This window comes from Undibacterium sp. GW821-FHT07F11, from assembly GCF_059418665.1.
In genome coordinates this window covers 452,973-473,623 of record NZ_JBWKQH010000004.1, presented here as the reverse complement: position 1 = coordinate 473,623, position 20,651 = coordinate 452,973, and the positions used below count along the sequence as shown (strand labels likewise).

Below are 20,651 nucleotides of genomic sequence, written 5' to 3'. Positions count from 1 at the left end.
ATCAGGATGCCTTCATGGTTTTTTCTACCTCATCCGGGCAAAACAGCGACACTGATCGTTTATTGGGCATGAATATGGCACCATTTATTGGTGTCATTCTGGTGCTATTGCTGGTGATGATCACGAGCATACCTGGGCAGCGGGATATTTTGCTATGGAAGTTGCCACCCCCAATCAATGTTGCCTGCGACGGTATGGCCGAAATATCCTTTACAAAAATCACCATAGACTTTGATGACAACATATTGTGGGACGGGCATGTGATATCTCTTGAGGAAATGCAAACCCGCTTGTCGCAGATAAGCAAGACCGAAGCCTTACCACCAGTGGTGTACTTGAAACCATCTTTCATGACCAGTCATGCGAGCCTGGTATCGGTTACCAATAGCATACGGCGCAGCGGAATAGACAGCATACTTCTGGAAATAAGTGAGTTCAGGACAGTGTCGTAGGACCACACCGGCTTTTCAGGCTGATGTGCCGGTGACGGGGAAGTAGAGTTGCAAGAACTGGCATGCACTTGCATCCTGCTTGAATTAATGTAATGCCAAGGCATCTGCACTTTCTTAAGGATACATCATGGTTTTTTCTGACTCACTTGAGCAAGACAAAGACACTGAGCGTTTTCTGGAAGTGAATATGGCACCGCTTATTGGCATCCTGCTGGTACTCATGATGGTGATGATCGCTGGTGTGGCACCAAAAAGAAATATGTTACTGATGGACATAGGCATGCCTTGGACCAGCAATTGCGGCATAGTCGGCATCAACATCGACATTGATTTTGATGACACCCTGCTTTGGAATGGTGTCGCTATATCTGAAAAAGAGTTGCAACAACGTCTGATCAGGATAGCGTCAGAACAACCAGAAATAAACTTAAGGCCATCTTTATGGCTAGCCACGCGGCAGTGACAGCAGCTACCAACAGCCTGCAAAATGCAGGTGCTAACAACATATCTCTTGTCACCACCGTATCGCATGTGTTTGTCAGGCAGCATCTTTTTTGAACGTTGGGGTGCCAATTTCCTTCTTTCACGGTAAATCGACACCCTGAAGCTTTACATCAAAGATAACAAGTCAGAAAGCACCTTGCCGGTATCAAACCCTGTTTATACATTTTCCTGCGTCCTGTGTTAGTGACAAGTGGCGTTGGTATGCCATAATTATTCATTTTCGGGTGGCGATGATACCGCCACCTCAGCCTTAAGCACTTAAATCAAATGCAGCTATTTTCAATACTCCGCAATGCAGAGAAGGCGCTGGACGCCGTCACTGAGTCGTTCTCGCCAAGACCTGGAGCTACTTCCGCAGAGATACGCAAGAATGGTTTGCTTTGCCTTGCCATTGGCCTGCTGTGCTTTGCACTGAGCGGCTCGCTGATCTTCGCCATGCCCAAAGCACCGGGCCTGGCGATGCTGCCCGTCTTGCTTTCGTATGCGTTCATGATCGTTGGCGCTTACCGGGTAGTTTTTGGAAAAACGCCCGCACCAGCACACCATGGAGAACTCTCCATCAAGCGCGTTTTGTTCGCAGTCTTCACTATTGTTTTCATGTGTGGAGCGATAGTAAGCCTCACCTACCTGGGCACCCTGCTCTATGAGCTTTTGCATGCAGGCGGTACCTGAGCTTCGTAGCTAAGATTAGTGAAACGTAATCGTACGCATGTCGAACGTTCGATTTCCCCTTAAATCGTATATCCCACTTCACACAAACGGATCTTGCGCAGATGGATCCCAACCTGCGCTGGGATGGCCTGAATACAATTTGGGTTGACCAATCCAATCACCTTTTTAACTCGCCCAACAGTATTGCAAGACCTGGTACTAAACGGATTTCTGAACCGATATCCGCTATATCTTGAACATCCCTACAAACTTCCCCGCATCCCATTTTTTGCGATCAGAAACCTGACCATCACCCAGTTCTATCAGCCTAGGCACACCCGCGCTGTTCAAGACTATGTCGATGGAAAAGAAAGGGCTGGAAATACCTTGTGCAATCTTTTGTACGATGTCTGGTACGACATCATCACGCGCATGGGCCCGGCCCTGATAGATGAAATAGCGTTCTTCGGTTTCTGGCAAAAGCGCTTCATATTCACGCACGCAAACGCCACCTTCTATCTGGCCACGATAGCGGTCTATCAGATCGATAATTTCGCGCACTTCTGCGGCATTGCGGGCGATTGATCCGCGGCTCGTCGTCAGTGATTTTACATAGTCTTTGACGAAAAATGCTTGCCATCCTGTCGCTGCAAGTGCAGCATCGATATCAGCATCGCGCGACAGGAAAATGGTTTTCGGTGTAAGGTCTTCGCAGGCCGGATACCATTCTGGCAGATAGTGACATTGCTTGTACTGGCTGGGGGAATTGATCAAGCTCGCATTTTTTGCCGCCACTGCCTGCGCCAGAGCGGCATAGCGTTCAGGCGTCAGCATCCAGCCGCGATATAGCATCTCTCCCTGAAACTGCTGGAGCGGCCTTGGCTTGAATTCTCCCGATTCAAAATCATCCTCAGAAAACAGGAAACAGGTCAACCCTGCTGCTTTCGCAGCATTGAATTCTTCTTCGTACTTTTCATCAGGCGTATTTTTGTCGAATGGATTGCAGGGATAAAGGAGTTGCATATTTTGTTTCGTCAGTATTTTCAAAGGCTGGTGCTTTTTCTCGTTTATTTAGAACTCATTTCATCAATAGGCTGAGGTGCGTTCTAGTAACGCAGAAAAATTGCACGCACGTTGTGTTTTTCACTAACGAATAAATGCCAAAGTCGCCGTGAAGTAGGGCGCATTGTAATGCGCCGTATGAGATCATTACCTACTAAGAAATCTGTGACGTGTGCATCGCGTACATGCGACACATTACAATGCGCCCTAAGATTTTCCCATTTTCACCATTGCCGTGAATTCGCTTATAGGGGCTGTGATTTCTGCAGGAGATTTATCTCAACGACACGGCTAACATATTCATTTGAGGTAGTGCAGTTGGAAAACATGCGTGCGATTAGCCGAGGCTAATCACACTTACCCCAGGCATCTCAATCGATGCTAATTACCCTTATAAATCCCCGCTTCCAGCGTGTATTCGCCGCTGCGTACATAGTAAGTGGATTTATTTTCGAGTTGTTTCGTGACGGGATTATTGTAGCGGTAATCGACCCAGCCTTTGCCCTTGGCTTTTGCGCCTTCGACGATTTCCTTGCGGAAGAACTTGCCGTCAGCATCTGGCAACACCAGCATGTTTTTTCCTACCAGTTTGGGATTGACGGGGTGAGCGAGGGTAGTGCCATCGAGACTGCGCACAACGAGATAAAGGTCGCCTTTAATGAATTCAGGATTTTTATTATTGACTTCTTTGATGAGTGCTTCAATGCTGTTTTTCTTGACATAGGCGAGTCCTTTTTCAACCATGTCAATGGCATCAGCCGGGCTGTCGGCATAGGCATCAGGAAAAACCATGGAACTTAACAAAGCCAAGAAAATCAGTGCGCGTCGTTTCATGGTGTCTCCCGAGTGGTTATGGTCTTGGCTTAGTATAGGCAAGGAGCATGGGTGAGACAAGACAAATTGACGCTTGGCAGCTGAGCTGTTTCATTTGTATCTGGACTAAAAAGTAAGTACCAGACAGACATGTCGCCATTTTTTACTCATTTGCAGAAAAACCGCACTGGCAACACCACAAATGCGGAAAAAAATCAGCTTGCCTGAATTAGCATTTCTATCCGGGCATTCTCAATCACAGCTCTCTTATTAACACTCTTTTCAATCAATTCGGAAAGCACGCAATATGCAATTACTCTACCAAACCCATTCGCCCTATGCCCGTAAAGCCCTGGTGTTCGCTCATGAAGCCGGGCTGGCTGAACAGATAGAAGTCATCCACCATGAAACCAGCCCTACCAATCGCAATGAAGCGGTATATGCACAAAACCCTTTGGGCAAGGTACCGGTGCTGCTGCGAACTGGCTTGCCGCCGCTGTTTGATTCTGATGTGATTTGCGAATATCTGGATACCCTGCACACTGGCAGGCCGCTGATTCCATTGCAAGGTGAAGCGCGCTGGCATGCCTTGCGGGTGCAGGCGGTGGCCAAGGGCATGGCGGATTCTGGCATTGCCGTGCGCTGGGAAACCACGCGCCGCCCGGAACCCTTGCGCTATCCGCCATTGCGTGATGGTCATACCCAAAAACTGCTGGCAAGTTATGACTGGCTGGAACAAGAGCTGGACATAGATGGCCCTGTCCACATCGGCCACGTCGCGCTGGCAACTTCACTGAGCTGGCTGGAGTTTCGCGAACTACCGGGCTTCAGGGACCAACGCCCAAAACTGACAGCATGGTATGAAGCATTCATCACGCGGCCATCCATGCTGGCGACTCCTTTGTCTGGTGAAACCCACGACTAACCAGAACGCATTTCATCAATAGAATGAGATGCGTTCTAAATTAATCAGCCTCATCCAATGGCACAGGAATAGCCAAACCGCGCTTCACCAGCCCCAGGCTGACATTGGTGGTGAAGCGTTTGACGTTGGTGTTCTCTTGCATGAGGCGCGACATCAATGCATCAAAGGCTTCCATATCGGGTGCGGTAACGATGAGGACAAAATCAACCTCGCCGGTGACATAAAAGGCTTGCTGTATATGTTCCTGCTCATTGAGCCAGGTGCGTAGTTGTGCCAGCAATTCTGGCCGCTCACGTTCGACTTCCAGCGAAACGATGAAGAAATTCGGGCGGCCTATTTTAGCCGGATCAACAATCGCTGCGTCACGCATGATGACACCCTGCTCACGCATACGGCGCAGGCGTCTTTGTATGGCCGACGGTGACAAGGGAACCTGTTCAGCCAGGCGCTCAGCCGCCAGGCTGGAGTCTTGCTGCACGAGGTTGAGTAAGTGGCGGTCGAATCTGTCGAGTTGCATGTTGTCTGACTTGGCTGGAATTGGCGAAATGAAGCCCTGTTTGCGCCATTTGCTTGAATACCGGATTGTAGCATTCTGCTAGTGTGGCTATTTACGTACCCTGGGTTTGACTTGAAAAGCCTGGCTGAATACCTGGCGCGCCAGCGCATGTGCGTCTTCGGGCAACCAGCCTTCATAATATGAGGAGATAGCCTCCAGAATTTCACGACGGGCGAGTACGGTGTTTACCTGTTCTATAACCTGTTCGCCGAAAGGGCTTTTGGAACATGCGGCGTAACCCAGCAAGAAGGCGGGTTGCTCTTGCAGGGGATAAAATTTCAGGTCGACAAAATCAGCACTGTCACGGCTGTTGAGGAAATTGGCTTCATAGGGGTAGCCCAGCATGAGGTTGACACGGCCCAGGGCATTCATCTGGAACAGGCTTTTTGCTGCATTGGGTGCGCTGTTAAGGAAGATACTTTTCTTGCCCTTGTGAGCAAGCAGCAGTTCATCAATCGCTGCGCCATAACTGCGGCCACTCTGTACGCCGACGGTCAGCACATCATCTTCCAACAGCTTGCTCAAGTTGAGTTTGTCACCCGCACCCAGATAGGGGCGCAGTTGTGCAATGTGTGTACGCGGGATCATGGCACCGGGTGGTATCTGTGCAAAAAATGGCGTAGAAAAAACCATGGTTTTTTCACGCTCTGCATTTTTAAACAAGCCCAGGGCACAGGCATTGCTTTCATCCTTGAGCATCAATTCAAGACGCTTGAGCGGGACATTGATGAATTTATGCTGATAACCTGGCAAGTTGGGGATGAGATGGCGTTGCAGGGCAAGATCAACAATGCCCTCGCCCTTGCCCGGCCCCTCAGGAATATACAGTGGTGGCAGAGGGAAGACATACCAGTTGACCTCGCTGACAGCCGGACCAGCAGCCTGAATCATGCTACTGACAAGCAAGCTGGCGATCAGGGTGATGCCCTTGATCCACTTTGCAATACAAGCACCCAGACATGAAGCATCTCGCATCCGTCTTCTCCCTGATCACTGTTACACGACAACACAGTGTCAGTATGTCACATTTTGTCAGTTTGACAAAGATGGACAAGAGGTACTTCTGCAGGGTGCGCCGTGCACGCCAATTTTTGTTCAGCATACTTCAAAGACTGCGTGCATGGCGCCCCCTACTGCGATACATGAGTTACGCAAAATCCCCATCCGTCGATACCGACAAGACCCGCCATTGCTGCAGCTCTTGCTGGTGTTTTTCCAGGCTGGCACCGACGACTTCTATGGCGTCTGAACCGGCTGCATAACGCAACGGTGGTTCTGCCATATTGCTGATGGTCACCACAGCTGCGCCTAGCTTGACGGGGTCACCGGCTTGCTGGTGATTGTAGCTGGCAAAGCTCTCGCGGCTGTTGACACCACTGCTGGCATAGTCGGCTATCGTCTTGTCACCATAGCGCACCGATGTCTGGTCGAGGAAATCTGTCCTGAAGAAGCCGGGTTCAACAATGGTGATATGGATGCCGAAGCGTGCCACTTCCAGCGCCAGCGATTCTGAGAAACCTTCTATGGCAAACTTGCTAGCGCAATAGACAGATGCACTTTCAAAACCGACGATGCCGCCTATCGATGACAGGTTGAAGATATGCCCGCGTCTTTGTTCACGCATGACGGGCAAGACTGCGCGTGCCATGTTCATGCTGCCATAGACATTGGTATCGAATTGCTGGCGGATTTCTGCGGTGCTGATTTCTTCAAACAGGCCAAGCTGACCATAGCCCGCATTATTGACCAGCACATCAAGACTGCCAAACTGTGCACAAGCTGCCTTGACGGCGGCTTGTACCTGGGCTTCATCATTGACATCCAGTGTCAACGCCAGCACCTTGTCGCCATAGCTGGCAAACTGGGTTTGCAGTTTGCTGATATCGCGGCCAGTAACGACAACCTTGTCGCCGCTATCGAGTGCGGCCTTGGCGATGGCTGCGCCTATGCCACGGGTGGCACCAGTAATTAACCAGGTTTTCTGTTTCATGATTTAGCTTTCAGTAGTTACCCGCGCTTTGCAGGAATGAGGTCATGATAGGTAAATAACGCCATGAACTGAATGCCGGAAACTTTCTGATTCTTGCCTAATCCTATTTCTGTCAGTAATTCGGCCTGCTAAACGGCAAAGATTATTGCTATGATGAATGCCTATTCCTATTTCTATTCCGACCATCAAGCATATGCAAAGCAAGGACGACATCAATCACAAGCTGAGCGCCATGGTGGCCAGCATGGCACCGCAGGAAGGCTTTACTGCATCTGCGCTGGACTATGTGCATTTCATGCGCAGTAACCAGGCGTATAGCCGTACGCCTGTCATGTATGAGCCCTGTATCTGCATCATCGTGCAGGGGCGCAAGCGTGCTTATCTGGGCGATGCCATGTTTGTCTATGATGCCAGGCAGTATCTGGTGGTATCTGCCCCCATGCCATTTGAAGCAGATACCGAGGCCACGCCAGATCAACCCATGCTGGGCATCCATGTCGGCATACAGCAGACTCTGGCGGCAGAACTGGCGCTGGCGGTTGAAGAGGCGCAGATTGCCGAATCTGCCAACTCTGCCAGCACAGATGCCACAGCAGCCTTCATGTATGCCACACAGGTCGATGATACTTTGGCCGAAGCTGCATTGCGCCTGCTGCAGGCTTTGGCGTCGCCGCTGGAGGCAAAGATACTGGCACCTGCCATCGTGCGTGAAATTTATTTCCGTATCCTCATGGGCGAACAAGGTGCGGCCATGCGGGCAGCCCTGAGCCAGGGCAGCCACTTTCAAAAAATCACCCGTGCCCTGCGCAAAATACATGAGGGCTTTAGCGACAAACTTGACGTTGATAGCCTTGCGCGTGAATCTGGCATGAGCCTGCCCGCCTTTCATTTGCATTTCAAGCAGGTAACCAGCACCACGCCTATCCAGTACATCAAGGCCATGCGCCTGCACAAGGCGCGCCTGCTGATGATACGTTCTGGAATGAATGCTTATACCGCATCCAATACCGTTGGGTATGAAAGCAGTTCACAGTTCAGCCGTGAATTCAAGCGTCTGTTTGGCCGCAGCCCGCTGGAAGAAGTCAGGCAAATGCGTACGGCTTTACGCATGCATGATGGGGCTGGCTTGTCTTAATCAAAATACAAGGTAAAATAATCCCATCCTCAAGCCTGCCTACCTTCAGCAAGGAGTTTCCCCCATGACTATTACTGTCGTCAACAACACTGGCTACGAAGCATTTCTCACCGTCAACAAAGGCGACCTGGTCATCGCGCACTGGGCGCGCATAGGTGGTAACCACAAGCTGGAAATCCACACACATATCATAGGCACCATCGTCGCCAAGGCCAACTTCCAGAATCGGGAATACGTGTCGGACAGGATGCAGTTGAACGACACCGCCGCCTACATTGCACAGATGGAGCAGGACCTGGAAAACAAGTCCTATGTCTTGCGCCTGGTGGAAAGCGGCAGCAGCGAACCACCCTTCATGCAGTTGTACAAGACCTGCACACCTGCTGTCAGTTTCATCATCCAGATGCATGGCCTGTTCGAGCAGGAAATCACCCAGTCGCGCGGCTTTATTCCATACAATTTGCGCAATGGGCCCGCTTATACGCTGCAAGCTGTCATCAATGGCATTACGCTGCCACCTGTGCATTTCAGTGACGAGAATGCGACGATTACAGCAGAGACTGTGCAAAACGATCCTGTCGCAGGTTTTTACAGGCTGGAAGTGGCCCAATCAAAAACTTGAAAACCAGAGGCAAGCAATGAGCACATCCAATGCCTGGTTTTATTGGGCCGCTCTGTCGGCGATGTTTGCGGCGATGACGGCCATTTTTGCCAAGATAGGCATACAGGGCGTAGATTCTGACCTTGCCACCCTGATCCGTACCGGCATCATCATCGTCGTGCTATCGCTGTTTGTGGTGTACACCAGTAAATGGGCGAACCCACTCGCCCTGTCTGGCAAGACCTGGCTGTTTCTTACCCTCTCTGGCCTGGCGACGGGAGCATCGTGGGTATGTTATTTCCGCGCATTGAAGCTGGGTGATGCATCCAAGGTCGCGCCTGTCGATAAATTCAGCCTGGTGCTGGTGGCGGTGTTTGCCTTTGCGTTTCTGGATGAACGGCCATCCTTGCAGGAATGGGCAGGCATAGGCATGGTGGCAGGCGGGGTTTTGTTGTTGGCGTTCAAGCGGTGAGCAGTTTCGTAGGTTGGGCCGGGCCTCGCTAGGCTACGGTTTACCAGCCCAACGCTCGGCGTTACAACAACGTGTACGTCTATTAAAGGCCAAGTGTTGGGCTGATACACCGTAGCCCAACCCACAAGTCTGACGAGGCCCAGCCCCAACCTGCTAACTTCAAGCGGCCTTCCTCCCTTACTTCAAACTCGCCTTCAGTTCCCCACCCGCCTGCAGCATCGCCGAGCGCACAGCCGGTACTTTGGCCAGCACATTCAACAAACCAAAATCATGGATCATGCCCTTGTAGCGTATGGTCGTGACCTTGACGCCTGCGGCATCAAGTTTGCGGCCATAGGCTTCGCCTTCGTCACGTAGGACATCAAATTCAGCGGTTTGTATCAGGGCTGTCGGCAAGCCAGTCAATTGCTCAGTCGTGGCGCGCACAGGGGATGCGTAGATCTCCTGGCGTTTGGCTGCATCGGTGGTGTAATTGTCCCAGAACCATTTCATCATATTGCGGGTCAGGAAATGGCCTTCAGCAAATTGCTTGTAGGAGTCATTATTGAAGTCCGCATCCGTCACCGGCCACAGCAGGATTTGTGAGCGCAGTTTGGGGCCGCCTTTGTCCTTGGCCATCAGGCTGACCACGGCTGCCATATTGCCACCTACGCTATTGCCTGCCACCGCCAGGCGGCTGCCATCGACATTGATTTCTTTACCGTGTTCTGCCACCCATTTGGTCGCGGCGTAAGCCTGCTTGATGGCAACGCCGTAACCGGCTTCTGGTGAGGGTGTGTAGTTAACGAAGATGGCGACGGCACCGGATTCTGCCACCAGGTCACGCACCAGTCTTTCATGGGTAGGATAGTCACCCAATACCCAGCCGCCGCCGTGGAAGAACATAAAGCCCGGCAAGGTTTTTTTGACACCGGCAGGACGTACGATAGTCAGCTTGATGTCACCACCATCGACCTTGATGATTTTCTCAGACACATCAGCAGCAGGCAATGTGAGCTTGACACCGGCTTGTGCACCCACCAGCACGCCACGCGCATCGGCTACCGATAACTGTTCAAGCGGTTTACCGCCACCGGCTTCCAGCGCCTGCAAAAAGGCTTGCGTAGTGGGTTCGACACCGGGACTACCCGCCGCGACGGCATTGGTAACGGCGAAGCTGATGGCGCTTGCAGCGAGGAGCGATTTCAAGTGTGTCATGGTCATTTCCTTTTCATGTGATGGCAGCGTGATTACTGCCGTTGGGGGGTACTACAAAACTGGTTTTGTTTCTGATCGCCTGACGTAGTTCTTCTGGCGACTTATTACATTAAATAATTCACTATTAAATAGTGCGCTATATATTTACAAGATTTGCTAGCGACGAAACGATGCCTTGGACAAGCGGATATTGTCCGTCTTCGCAATTCACATTTGCATCCTCTTGCGGATTCACTTATCCGCACATTAATATCCATACATTAATATCCACATATAAATATATACGCTATTAAATAGCGCACTACCTATCTGTCAGGAATAAAAACGCCAAAACTGCTTTAAGCATGGATAAACTCATGCACGCTCACATTAAAAGCACACAGGCTTGTGGTCAACATCTATTGATCAACAGCCTGTTACTCAAGACAAGATCCCATTCAAGCATGTGCTCAAACATTTTTCATCAGCGCTGCGCGCAGGGCCAGAATTTCTTGCTTCAGATCACGCGCCTCGTCGGCAGTACATTCGGTCGCACACAAGACCGAAGTTGGCAGACTCGCTGCCTGCTTGCGCAAGTCGCTGCCAGTTTTGGTCAACGAGATAATCACCTGGCGTTCATCTGCCGCTGACCTGACTCTGGTGATCAACTCTTGCACTTCCATGCGTTTGAGCAAAGGCGTCAAGGTAGCCGAATCGAGTATCAGGCGCTCACCTATGTCATTCACGGTTTGTTCATCCTGCTCCCACAAAACCATCAGCACCAGATACTGCGAATAGGTGATTCCCATTTGCTTGAGCAACTTGCGGTACAACTTGTTCATCGTCAGCGAAGTTGAATACAGGGCAAAACAAAGCTGATCACCCAGTTGCGGCGTTGACGCTGTTTTATTGGTTGTGGTTTTCATGCTTTGCATTTTAAATAGCACACTATTTATTTGCAAGCTATTTTTTGAATTATTTAACCAGTTAGCAGGTGCGCCGTGCGCACCATATCGCATTTTCCAAGGCATTTAGGTTTTGACACTCTGGGGCACGCGGCTCACCCTGCAAATGTTCCCTAAGGGCGTACAAGACGCAAGTTAGGCCGTTTGGGCGGCTCTGCCGCAACCGTGTTGACGATCTGCAATTGTGCCTGCGGCCTGTGTGTAGCACCAGGTTTGAATCCGTTGTCCATTTGCGCCAGATGAGTTGCCTGTTGTTCCAGCAATCTGGTGGCAGTGCTGGCTACTCCTAACAGGACAGCGTCTTTGCGGTTTGCATAGTCCATGTCACTGACGGCATGCTTGATTTGCCTGATGCTGGCTTCCTGTTTTTTGGCGGAAGTACTGATTTCTGCCATCAAGCTGTTGACATGCTGCATGGCAGCCAGCATTTGCTCGGTGCCAGCGTTGCTCTGGCTGATCAGCCTGCTGCCGCCATCCAGTTTTTCACGCGTCTCAGCGAGCAGTTTTTTTACTTCATTGACTGCACAGGCCACGCATAGCGCCAGGTCGCGCATTTCTGGTGCAGTTGTGGCAAAGCTACTCCCTGCATCAGATGTATTCGCGTCTTCTAACGTTGCCTTCAGGGTCAGGGTGTCGATCTGGAAGACGAGCTCATCAATCACGTGGATGTTATCAAGAATCTTGTCCGACGCATGCCGGATCTGTGTCATGACTGTGAACGCCTCGCTGGCTGCCTGCCCTTTTTTAACGGCAAGCTCGCTGGCGTCATCAGCATGCTGCATGGTCTGGCGCGCTTGCTCGCCATTGTGGCGTATCTCTGATGTCAGTTCTTTGGTGGCCAAGCTTATTTGCCTGTGTAAACCAGCCTGCTGCTGCATGCGTGAAGACAACACCATATTGTTGCTCAATATCTGGCCCGATGTCCTGGTAATGTTGCCGGTACTCAGGCGCATGTCCTTGGCGGCTTTTGTCAGCCGGGTCTGCAGTTGCTGCAGGGAGGCTAATACACTGGCGTCTTCAGGCACTTCTGGCGTAATACTGACATTGAGATCACCGTCAGCGATTTGCCTGGCTACCTGTGCCACATAAGCTGGTTCACCACCCAGTTGACGATACATGAAATGGATAAGAAAGTACGCCAACGCTGCCGCGAGGACAAGACCCAGAACAATGACCGCCAACATCAGATTACGCAGGGTCGCATAGCTGGCTTCCGCATTTTCATACTCTTTTTTTGTCATGTCCGATTGCATGCCGCGCAAACTATTCATGGCGCTGATGATGGGGTCTTTGAGCCGGTCTGCAAGCAGGCTGATTTCTTTGGTTTTTCTTGTGTCAGCGTCGCGCAGAACTTTGATGACAGGCAGGGTAACTGCACGATCAAAACTGGCCAGCAAGGATTTCAATTCATCTGTTTTTTTTCTGGCCAGAGGTGACATGGGAATGCCGGCAAGCTCTATCCATAATTGATCTATCGCATGATGGTCACGCTCTATTTCATCTGCGCTTACCTGCATTTTTTCTGGCACGGGGTCAGCCAGTGCAGCCAGGATAACATAGCGATTGCTCAATAATAATTTGTCTACGCTGGCGATTTTTTCCAGGCCCAGGGCATGCGCTTCATGGCTGCTTTTCAAACTCTCATGTGAGGCCCTCATCGCATACAGCCCAGTCAGGCCGACCAGTATCATGAATGCGCTCATGATGCCCATCACGAGCATGAGCCTGGTTTTTAGCGTCGTCTTCATAACCCTGCCCCGATCGTCAATCTTTAGAAATAAATAAAATAGCAAAAACGCATCAGCGCCTTTACCCGTCGCGCTTCTTTGCTTTGATAAATATGAAGGTATAGGATAATTGCCGGATGGAAAACCAAATTTAGCAATGTTTGACGGTCAGCAATATGAATTCACATTCATATTGAAATGACATTGCCTTGCATATCTGGTGCAAACACCGGCCGCAATCTTTCTGCGCTGGCAAGCTGTTTTTACAGGCGGGTTATGCTCTGAAAATTTCTTGCTATGTGCGTTATTTAACTGTTCAGGTGAGATTGAACGCGCATGCTATAAGCTCGATTCACTCTTAAGGAGATATCATGCTCGATAATCCTTACGTCGCTTACATCCCTGATCTTACGGACAATCCTCACCGTGGCCCTGGCCCTGATTTGATGGGCGCGGGCACACTGATCGGTGACAAGATTGTCAACCATGCCGATGAGCATCTGGGCGACATCAAAGAAATCATGCTGGACACACATGCAGGCAGTATTGCCTACGCCGTAGTCGCGCATGGTGGCATCCTGGGAATAGGCGAAAAACTGTTTGCCGTACCGTGGTCATCATTGAGTCTGGACACAGTCCACAAACGCTTTGTTCTGGACATAGCAAAATCATATTTTGAAAATGCCCCTGGTTTCGACAGCGAAAATTGGCCGGATACGGCAGATCCTGCATGGACGGACTCAGTACAAAGTTATTACAGCAAAAACCTGTGATTGCATGACGGAAATGTCCATGACAAACCCTATCGACAGGTAACACCGGCATGTCGTTTTTCATCAGTACCCATTCCATACTCAGGCAATGGATACTGAAAAAAATGTGTCAAAGAATATAGTTGATTTGTCTTATTGGTTTGCTTATTCGCTTACTTATTGGACTACTTACTGGTTCTGCTCAGAACAAAAATAATTTCTTGCTATGTGTGTTATCGAACTGTTCATATCAGTTTGAGCGCGCATGCTCAGACCTCAACTTACTCAGAAGGAAAAGATGATGCTTGATACTACTTATATCCCTATTGAACCTGGCAATGGTCACAAAGGCCCAGGCCCTGAACTGATGGGTGCCAACACCCTCACAGGTGACAGTGTTGTCAACCAGGCTGATGAAAACCTGGGCGACATCAAGGAAATCATGCTCGACATGCGCACAGGCCGTGTTGCCTATGCGGTCGTGGCTTTTGGCGGCATATTGACCATAGGCGAAAAACTGTTTGCAGTACCATGGTCTGCACTGACGCTGGATACGATTAACAAGCGCTTTGTATTGAACATAGAAAAAAGCCGCTTTGAAAACGCCCCAGGTTTTGACCCTGACCATTGGCCGGATATGGCAAACCAGGCATGGGCAGATTCGATACACAGCTACTACGGCCTGACAGTATGAAAGCATGACGAAGCGTTGCGTGAGCAGATCGCGGCAGTCAGAATGACGACCCTGGTTTACGAACAGCAGCATTTCGTTTTTGTTGATGATGAATAGAAGAAACTGGCGCTGCAAACTTAGTCTTTGCAGCGCCTTTTGCATTAAAAAACAAATCCGGCAGCCAGCCGCCGCAAAGAATAAGTCTTCCCTCCGGGACATCCCGTAGTTCTCCCCCTCTTCCATTTCCAGGCACATAAAAAAATACTTCATGTGTACGCTATCGAACTGATCTGCCTGATTGCGGCGCACATACTGGAGTCTCCATTTCTATTGAAGGAAAAGATAATGATTGATATTAATTCCAACATTTATGACACGGGCCCGGATAACAATGCTCACAAGGGGCCAGGCCCCGAGGTGATGGGTGCGCGCACTCTGACGGGTGACAATGTCGTCAACCATAAGGATGAACACCTGGGCGAAGTCAAGGAAATCATGCTGGACATGCGCACTGGCAAAATAGCCTATGCAGTCGTCGCTCATGGTGGCTTGCTGGGAATAGGTGAAAAATTATTTGCCATACCCTGGTCTGCCCTGACGCTGGACACAGTCAACAAGCGCTTTATCCTGAATATAGAGAAAAGCCATTTTGAAAGTGCCCCTGGCTTTGATCCTGACCAGTGGCCGGACATGGCAGATGAAATCTGGGTAGATTCGGTCAATGCCCATTACGGCACCAAAACATGAAGCGATGATCAGGACAACAGGAAAACAGGAGAACAATATGGATTACACAGAAATGCAATTTGCCTTCAAGGTATATGAAAAAGCCCTCAACAAACGCAGCCGTCATTTGTTCCGCACACCAGAGCCAGTACGTGAAGCGGAAGAGGCAAAGTACACCTTGCAGATGGCAGTCAATGAAGTGCTGGCTGAGACACGTGAAGTAGCAACAATGATCAGGACCAGTCCATATTGATGGCAATACTTTTCATCAGGAATATAAAAAATAGCAGCCTTTAAAAAGCCTGCTATTTTTTTCCTGCTTTCAACAAGCTGCCACAGCCACTGGCCTGATCAGGTCCGGCATTGACCAGTGGCAGCAGTGCTGCAAATGGACTCAGCAAGGCCAGGCCTATGGCACCGCCGGCACGCATGGCCATCACGCCCTTGTCGACAGATATTTGCGGATGTAAAAAAGTACCTCGCACATACAGTGGCGCACGCAAGGACAGTACACGCAAACCCTTGCTATTGGGTTTGATGGTCAGATTCAAATCTTCCTTCTGCATATTGATACTGCCTGTGATATCGATCAGCGCTTCGTCAGTATCAATCAAGAAACTGCGTGCATTCATTTGCCCATTGGTGACAGCAAAATCTGCCAGCATGCAATTCAGTTTGACCTGTTTGTCACCAGACAGACGGGTCAGGATGACATTGCCTATATTCAACCCCATTTCTTCCAGCAAGAGCTTGCTGACTGATCCATGGTCTATCATGCTGCTCAATTCACCATTGGAGGTTGCCAGCAAACCTGCCACAGAGTTACCGGTAGCTGCCAGGTTGGCATCAGCATTGATTTCGCCCACAGTCAGCTTTGATGTCGCCAGTGTAGGTATGAACTTTTGCAACTGTACATGTCTTGCTGTAACACGCATTTTTGCCTTTATGGCATGCGCATGGACACTGTCGCTATCGCTGTCTTTATTACTGCCGCCGCCATTGCCATCCAGCGTGATATGCGCCTGCATTTGTCCGCCAGACAACTCGAAACTCAGTGGCAACATGGAAATCACGCCATCTTTCATGAGCAGCCTGGTTTGCAACTTGTGTATGGGCAGCACTTTTTCACGTATCAGTTTGGCGGCGCTCAGACTCACATCTGCGTCAATCGCGCGCCAGCGCTCGGTACGAAAGGTTTCTACTGGCAAGAGTTTGTCACTTGGTTGTACCGCAGGCGTACCACGCTTGAGCTTGCTGGCATTGGAGTCGGCACCGACCAGCGGGGCCAGGTCGGCAGATTGCAAGACTTCAGAACTCATATTGCCTTGCAGCAGGGGGCGTAACTTGCTTGCTTTTCTGGTTTGGTAATCCAGGCTGCCAGACAGATCGCTGGAACCGACCTTGCCGGTAAATTTTTCATACTTCCAGTGATTGTCGATCTTGCCCAGCGTGGCACTGAGATGGCCTGCAGTGCTATAGGCAGGCGTTTCGGGCAAGACTATGCCGGTTAAAGGATACAGGCGCGCCATGCTGTTGCCCGAGATTTGCAAATGCATGTTTACCGCAGCCAGCTCGCTGGGCTTGGTGACACTGCCTTCAACACTTACCTTGGTTTGCCCCATTTGCAGTTGTGCCATGATGGGGAAAGGCTGGGTCTGGTTTTGCAAACTCAGGATGGCACCGGCCTTGCCGCTGCCTGTGACAGCTTCACCATACAGCTTGCCCTTGAGCTTCCAGCTGATACCGTAGCTGGCTTCGGTAGTCAGGCTTTCTATATCGGCAGTGATATCGGCATGCCGGATGGCGTCAATATAATGTACCTTGCCCTGGCTGAGTACCAGCCTGCGCAATTCCAGCCGCCAGGGTGAAGACGAAGTGCTTTTCTTGAAGGTCCAGTTATTTGTACCATCGGCAAAGCGCTGCAGAAAAAGACTGCTGTCCTGAAAACGCAACAAGGGTATATCCAGCCTTTTTTCCAGCAAGGCCAGCGGGTTCAGCGAAAAAGACACTTCATTGATATGTGCCATGTCTTCTGGCGGTGCCACTGCCCGGGCTGATGCAGAAGCTGACACAAGTGCCGGGCCAGGTGCAGGTTTTGTTTCTGGCATGGCTGCCGGCTGACCGATATGGATGTCCTGCGCCAGTAAATGTGGCCAGGGAATCTTGCCACGCCAGCCTGTTGCCGTTTCTGGCCCGCTGAGCTGCTTTTCCCAGCTCAGCGCCAGGTTGCCGCGTATGCTGAATGGCCGCCCCAGGGCTTCACTGGTACGTTCGTTGAGCCAGGGCTTGGCGCGGTTCCAGTCCATATTGATCAAAATCATCACACAAATGGCTGCCAGGCTGACGACGCCAAGCACTAGCCAGAGACTGATGCGCAATATTTTATTGTTGGGTTTCATGAATATCTGTTTGCCTTTTATCGCCTGCCTATAGCCTACTGCAAAACTATTATGCTCTATGTACGGCAGCGTACTGACGTCACTTTTGGCAGGATTTATAAAGGAACCTGAGCGTTACAGACCGCTCTTGAAATTCTCTTTAATTTAACCGGAAATCATCATGCATGAAGTCAATAGCAATCTCCGCAATGGCATGGACACTGCTGCCATCCGCGAAGCAGCCAAAAATCTTGATGACGGCGCCGTCACTGCAGGTTATCAAGGCAAGCGTGAAGAAGTCATCGCCATGCTCAATGGCGCCCTGGCCACGGAACTGGTGTGCGTCTTGCGCTATAAACGTCATTATTACACAGTGTCTGGCGTACACAACGGCCCTATCAAGGCAGAATTTCTGGCACATGCGATGGAAGAACAAGCCCATGCCGATTTGCTGGCAGAACGCATCATCCAGCTGAATGGCAAACCCGATTTCAACCCGGCTTCACTGACTGCACGCAGCCATGCTGAGTATGACGATACAGAAGACGTGACTTCCATGGTGAAAGCCAACTTGATCGCTGAACGTGTCGCCATAGAATCGTACAGGCAAATGCTGGAGAAAATCGGCGATAGTGATCCGACCACACGACATATGCTGGTGGGAATTATGGCGAAGGAAGAAGAACATGCGGAAGACATGAGAGATTTGCTGGCTTAAGAACAAAGGCAACACCAAAGCAGTAAAAAGTTTAAAAACAGCTTCAAATATTGCAGTACCCAACCCTACACTGAAAGGTAACCATCATGCTCGAATCTGATTTTAAATCCGTCAACAAAGACATCAAAGTATTGCTCAAGGATGCACAGGCATTGTTTAATGCAGCCGCTGCCCTCACTGGCGAAAAAGCCGATGAAATGCGCGCCCGCGGGATGAAGATGGTCGACTCAGCCATGCAGATGACGCATGATGCACAGGCATCGGTGGTCGCTACTGGCAAGCAGGTCGCAGAATCTACCGATGCGTATGTCAAGGATCATCCATGGAGCACCCTGGGCGCAGCAGCAACTGTAGGCTTGCTGGTAGGCTTGTTGTGCTGCCGTAAATAAACACTTACTACATCGGAGGGCCTGTGTGGCACCTGGCTGCACAGCCCTCTATCTTTCAAAGTCTTAAGCAGCTTTTTTTTGTAACTCAACACAGCACCATCCGGCTCGCCACCGTACAAGCCCGGTTCGCCACATACTGCGTGGCTCTACCTGCCACTGCCAATATACTCCTCTGACTAATTTCGCTCGGGAGGGGGCATGATGAAGAGAAGGCATTTCCTGCATAGTCTGGCATCTGCCGTGGCTTACAGTCTGCTACCCTTGGCCTATGCCAAAAATAAATTGAAGCCCTTGGCAAAAACACGGCAACGCTTACGGCCTACTGATTCTGGCTGGCCCTCTACTGTCCAATGGCGAAAATTGGGGCGGGACACAAATGGTCATCTTCTGGCAATAAAACCCTCGCTGAGCGATAGCGACGGCGCATTGAAATACATGGAGAACCCTTACTGGGTGGGAGACCAACCTGAGGGAACGCAAAATTCAGGCTGGCTTGATGCCTGGGCTCCGGCAAGCAGCGTTTATGCTGTCAAGGCGGCTCATGCAGGAGAAATTGCTGCGGCAGTCAACTTTGCGCGAGAGCACAATTTACGGCTGGTCATCAAGGGCGGTGGCCATAGTTATCTTGGCACTTCCAGTGCGCCTGACTCTTTGCTGATCTGGACCAGGGCCATGGATCAGGTGGTCTTGCACGATGCCTTCGTGGCGACTGGCTGCGAAGGCCATCAGCCTCCCGTGCCTGCAGTCAGCGCAGGTGCTGGCACGATGTGGATAGACTTATACCATGCCGTGACGACCAAGGCAGGACGCTATGTGCAAGGTGGTGGCTGCATGACGGTGGGCGTCGCGGGTCTGGTGCAGAGTGGCGGTTTCAATTCTTTTTCCAAGGGTTTTGGGACAGCGGCGGCAAACTTGCTGGAAGCTGAGATCGTCACGGCCGATGGTCAGATCCGGGTAGTCAATCCACGCCAGGAGCCAGAACTATTCTGGGCGATTAAAGGCGGTGGCGGCGGCAGCTTTGGCGTAGTCACCCGACTGACACTACGCACCCATGATTTACCACAGTATTTTGGCGCGGCCTGGGGCAAGATAGCAGCGAAATCGGACGCTGCCTTCAATCAGTTGCTTGCACACTTCATAGCTCATTACAAAACACATTTGCTAAATCCGCACTGGGGTGAACATATCCATGTGGGCACAGGCAATATCATGGAAATCAGCATGATCAGCCAGGGCCTGGACGCAACTCAGGTGCAAGCAGCATGGGAACCACTTTTTGACTGGGTAAAAGCCCGCCCCGATGTATTTACCATACAGTCGCCCCTGGGTGCCGGGGCCTGGGATGCACGTGGCTGGTGGGATGTACAGAAAAATACCAATTCCATGACTGCCGATACCCGGGAAGGCGCACCCAGACATCATGGTTGGAGCAAGAGTGACCTGGACGAATTGGCAATCATTTTGCATGGTTATGATTCGCTCTGGCTGCCCACCAGCTTGCTGGAGCCACAACAACAAGCGCAACTGGTGGCTGCCCTGCATAATGCTAGCCGTCATCAAATGCTGCGGCTGTTCTTTGGCAAGGGATTGGCTGGGGCATCGCAAGAGGTGCGCGCTGCCACGCTGCAGACGGCCACTAACCCCGCTGTTGTCGATGCCTTTGTGCTGGTTATTATCGCCGATGGTGAAAAACCGTCCATGCCAGCCAAACCACACCCGGCCCCGGCTAATTTGCAGGCAGCACGTAAAAACGCCAAGAATATTGCCAACGCCGCCGCCGAGCTACGCCGCATTGCACCGGACTCTGGTTCCTATGTTTCTGAGAGCAATTACTTCAACAGCAATTGGCAACAAGACTATTGGGGCGACAATTATGCAAAGCTGCGCTCCATCAAGACTACCTACGATCCTGATGGCTTATTCTTTGTCCATCATGGTGTAGGTAGTGAAGACTGGAGTAAGGATGGCTTTACCCGTTTAACCTGA

The 20,651-nt window shown here is 50.7% G+C and carries 23 protein-coding genes; 14 read left to right on the top strand and 9 right to left on the bottom strand.

Going from position 1 to position 20,651, the window contains the following annotated elements; genetic code table 11:
• Positions 1–14 precede the first annotated feature (14 nt).
• The 3 genes from AC07OI_RS12655 (at position 15) to AC07OI_RS12645 (ending at position 1,628) form a co-directional block, all read left to right on the top strand.
• On the top strand, positions 15–452 hold the full coding sequence (locus AC07OI_RS12655; RefSeq protein ID WP_495257467.1) for an ExbD/TolR family protein: 438 nt from the start codon (positions 15–17) through the stop codon (positions 450–452).
• A gap of 127 nt (positions 453–579) precedes the next feature.
• The gene (locus AC07OI_RS12650; protein ID WP_495257466.1) at positions 580–915 is read left to right on the top strand and encodes an ExbD/TolR family protein; all 336 of its coding nucleotides are present in this window, start codon (positions 580–582) and stop codon (positions 913–915) included.
• 308 nt (positions 916–1,223) lie between these two features.
• A complete protein-coding gene (locus AC07OI_RS12645; protein ID WP_495257465.1) occupies positions 1,224–1,628 on the top strand; it encodes a hypothetical protein in 405 nt (134 codons plus the stop codon).
• A 225-nt stretch (positions 1,629–1,853) separates the two neighbouring features.
• On the opposite strand, the gene AC07OI_RS12640 is transcribed toward AC07OI_RS12645, so the two are convergent.
• Together AC07OI_RS12640 and AC07OI_RS12635 are read right to left on the bottom strand one after the other, a co-directional pair.
• Positions 1,854–2,630, bottom strand: coding sequence for an ATP-grasp domain-containing protein (locus tag AC07OI_RS12640; protein ID WP_495257464.1), 777 nt, complete (start codon positions 2,628–2,630; stop codon positions 1,854–1,856).
• A 420-nt stretch (positions 2,631–3,050) separates the two neighbouring features.
• A complete protein-coding gene (locus tag AC07OI_RS12635) occupies positions 3,051–3,503 on the bottom strand; it encodes a cache domain-containing protein (RefSeq protein WP_492701683.1) in 453 nt (150 codons plus the stop codon).
• A gap of 286 nt (positions 3,504–3,789) precedes the next feature.
• Here AC07OI_RS12635 and AC07OI_RS12630 point away from each other — a divergent pair, with 286 nt between their 5' ends.
• Positions 3,790–4,407, top strand: a complete 618-nt coding sequence (locus AC07OI_RS12630) for a glutathione S-transferase family protein (protein ID WP_495257463.1) — start codon at positions 3,790–3,792, stop codon at positions 4,405–4,407.
• 40 nt (positions 4,408–4,447) lie between these two features.
• Here the strand turns inward: AC07OI_RS12630 and AC07OI_RS12625 are convergent, their stop codons facing one another.
• The 3 genes from AC07OI_RS12625 to AC07OI_RS12615 all read right to left on the bottom strand — a co-directional run bounded on the left by AC07OI_RS12625 (position 4,448) and on the right by AC07OI_RS12615 (position 6,953).
• Entirely contained in the window at positions 4,448–4,924 is a 477-nt protein-coding gene (locus AC07OI_RS12625; protein WP_492701689.1) for an Lrp/AsnC family transcriptional regulator, read from the bottom strand.
• Between the two features lie 87 nt (positions 4,925–5,011).
• Entirely contained in the window at positions 5,012–5,938 is a 927-nt protein-coding gene (locus AC07OI_RS12620) for a TIGR02285 family protein (protein WP_495257462.1), read from the bottom strand.
• A 172-nt stretch (positions 5,939–6,110) separates the two neighbouring features.
• Positions 6,111–6,953 (bottom strand): oxidoreductase, encoded by an 843-nt coding sequence (locus tag AC07OI_RS12615; RefSeq protein WP_492701693.1) that lies wholly within the window; start codon positions 6,951–6,953, stop codon positions 6,111–6,113.
• A 157-nt stretch (positions 6,954–7,110) separates the two neighbouring features.
• Between AC07OI_RS12615 and AC07OI_RS12610 the strand changes: the two genes are divergently transcribed.
• The 3 genes from AC07OI_RS12610 to AC07OI_RS12600 all read left to right on the top strand — a co-directional run bounded on the left by AC07OI_RS12610 (position 7,111) and on the right by AC07OI_RS12600 (position 9,161).
• Positions 7,111–8,088, top strand: coding sequence for an AraC family transcriptional regulator (locus tag AC07OI_RS12610; RefSeq protein ID WP_495257461.1), 978 nt, complete (start codon positions 7,111–7,113; stop codon positions 8,086–8,088).
• 64 nt (positions 8,089–8,152) lie between these two features.
• Positions 8,153–8,710 (top strand): hypothetical protein, encoded by a 558-nt coding sequence (locus tag AC07OI_RS12605; protein WP_492701697.1) that lies wholly within the window; start codon positions 8,153–8,155, stop codon positions 8,708–8,710.
• A 16-nt stretch (positions 8,711–8,726) separates the two neighbouring features.
• Positions 8,727–9,161, top strand: coding sequence for an EamA family transporter (locus tag AC07OI_RS12600; RefSeq protein ID WP_492701699.1), 435 nt, complete (start codon positions 8,727–8,729; stop codon positions 9,159–9,161).
• Between the two features lie 177 nt (positions 9,162–9,338).
• On the opposite strand, the gene AC07OI_RS12595 is transcribed toward AC07OI_RS12600, so the two are convergent.
• The 3 genes from AC07OI_RS12595 to AC07OI_RS12585 all read right to left on the bottom strand — a co-directional run bounded on the left by AC07OI_RS12595 (position 9,339) and on the right by AC07OI_RS12585 (position 13,050).
• Complete coding sequence (locus AC07OI_RS12595; protein ID WP_495257460.1) at positions 9,339–10,358, bottom strand: alpha/beta hydrolase; 1,020 nt, start codon at positions 10,356–10,358, stop codon at positions 9,339–9,341.
• A 449-nt stretch (positions 10,359–10,807) separates the two neighbouring features.
• Positions 10,808–11,263, bottom strand: coding sequence for a MarR family winged helix-turn-helix transcriptional regulator (locus AC07OI_RS12590; protein ID WP_495257459.1), 456 nt, complete (start codon positions 11,261–11,263; stop codon positions 10,808–10,810).
• 152 nt (positions 11,264–11,415) lie between these two features.
• Complete coding sequence (locus AC07OI_RS12585) at positions 11,416–13,050, bottom strand: methyl-accepting chemotaxis protein (RefSeq protein WP_495257458.1); 1,635 nt, start codon at positions 13,048–13,050, stop codon at positions 11,416–11,418.
• A 350-nt stretch (positions 13,051–13,400) separates the two neighbouring features.
• On the opposite strand from AC07OI_RS12585, the gene AC07OI_RS12580 reads away from it, so the two are divergent.
• The 4 genes from AC07OI_RS12580 (at position 13,401) to AC07OI_RS12565 (ending at position 15,433) form a co-directional block, all read left to right on the top strand.
• On the top strand, positions 13,401–13,802 hold the full coding sequence (locus AC07OI_RS12580; RefSeq protein ID WP_495257457.1) for a PRC-barrel domain-containing protein: 402 nt from the start codon (positions 13,401–13,403) through the stop codon (positions 13,800–13,802).
• A 277-nt stretch (positions 13,803–14,079) separates the two neighbouring features.
• A complete protein-coding gene (locus tag AC07OI_RS12575; RefSeq protein WP_492701709.1) occupies positions 14,080–14,475 on the top strand; it encodes a PRC-barrel domain-containing protein in 396 nt (131 codons plus the stop codon).
• 324 nt (positions 14,476–14,799) lie between these two features.
• Positions 14,800–15,201: a PRC-barrel domain-containing protein gene (locus tag AC07OI_RS12570; protein ID WP_492701711.1), complete on the top strand. Its 402-nt coding sequence runs from the start codon at positions 14,800–14,802 to the stop codon at positions 15,199–15,201.
• A 37-nt stretch (positions 15,202–15,238) separates the two neighbouring features.
• On the top strand, positions 15,239–15,433 hold the full coding sequence (locus AC07OI_RS12565) for a hypothetical protein (RefSeq protein WP_492701713.1): 195 nt from the start codon (positions 15,239–15,241) through the stop codon (positions 15,431–15,433).
• Between the two features lie 52 nt (positions 15,434–15,485).
• Here AC07OI_RS12565 and AC07OI_RS12560 read toward each other — a convergent pair whose 3' ends face one another.
• Positions 15,486–17,579 (bottom strand): AsmA family protein, encoded by a 2,094-nt coding sequence (locus AC07OI_RS12560; protein ID WP_492701715.1) that lies wholly within the window; start codon positions 17,577–17,579, stop codon positions 15,486–15,488.
• 160 nt (positions 17,580–17,739) lie between these two features.
• Here AC07OI_RS12560 and AC07OI_RS12555 point away from each other — a divergent pair, with 160 nt between their 5' ends.
• From AC07OI_RS12555 to AC07OI_RS12545, 3 genes are all read left to right on the top strand, one after another.
• A complete protein-coding gene (locus AC07OI_RS12555) occupies positions 17,740–18,276 on the top strand; it encodes a ferritin-like domain-containing protein (RefSeq protein ID WP_495257456.1) in 537 nt (178 codons plus the stop codon).
• An 86-nt stretch (positions 18,277–18,362) separates the two neighbouring features.
• Entirely contained in the window at positions 18,363–18,665 is a 303-nt protein-coding gene (locus AC07OI_RS12550; protein WP_492701719.1) for an ElaB/YgaM/YqjD family protein, read from the top strand.
• 198 nt (positions 18,666–18,863) lie between these two features.
• Positions 18,864–20,651: an FAD-dependent oxidoreductase gene (locus tag AC07OI_RS12545; protein WP_495257455.1), complete on the top strand. Its 1,788-nt coding sequence runs from the start codon at positions 18,864–18,866 to the stop codon at positions 20,649–20,651.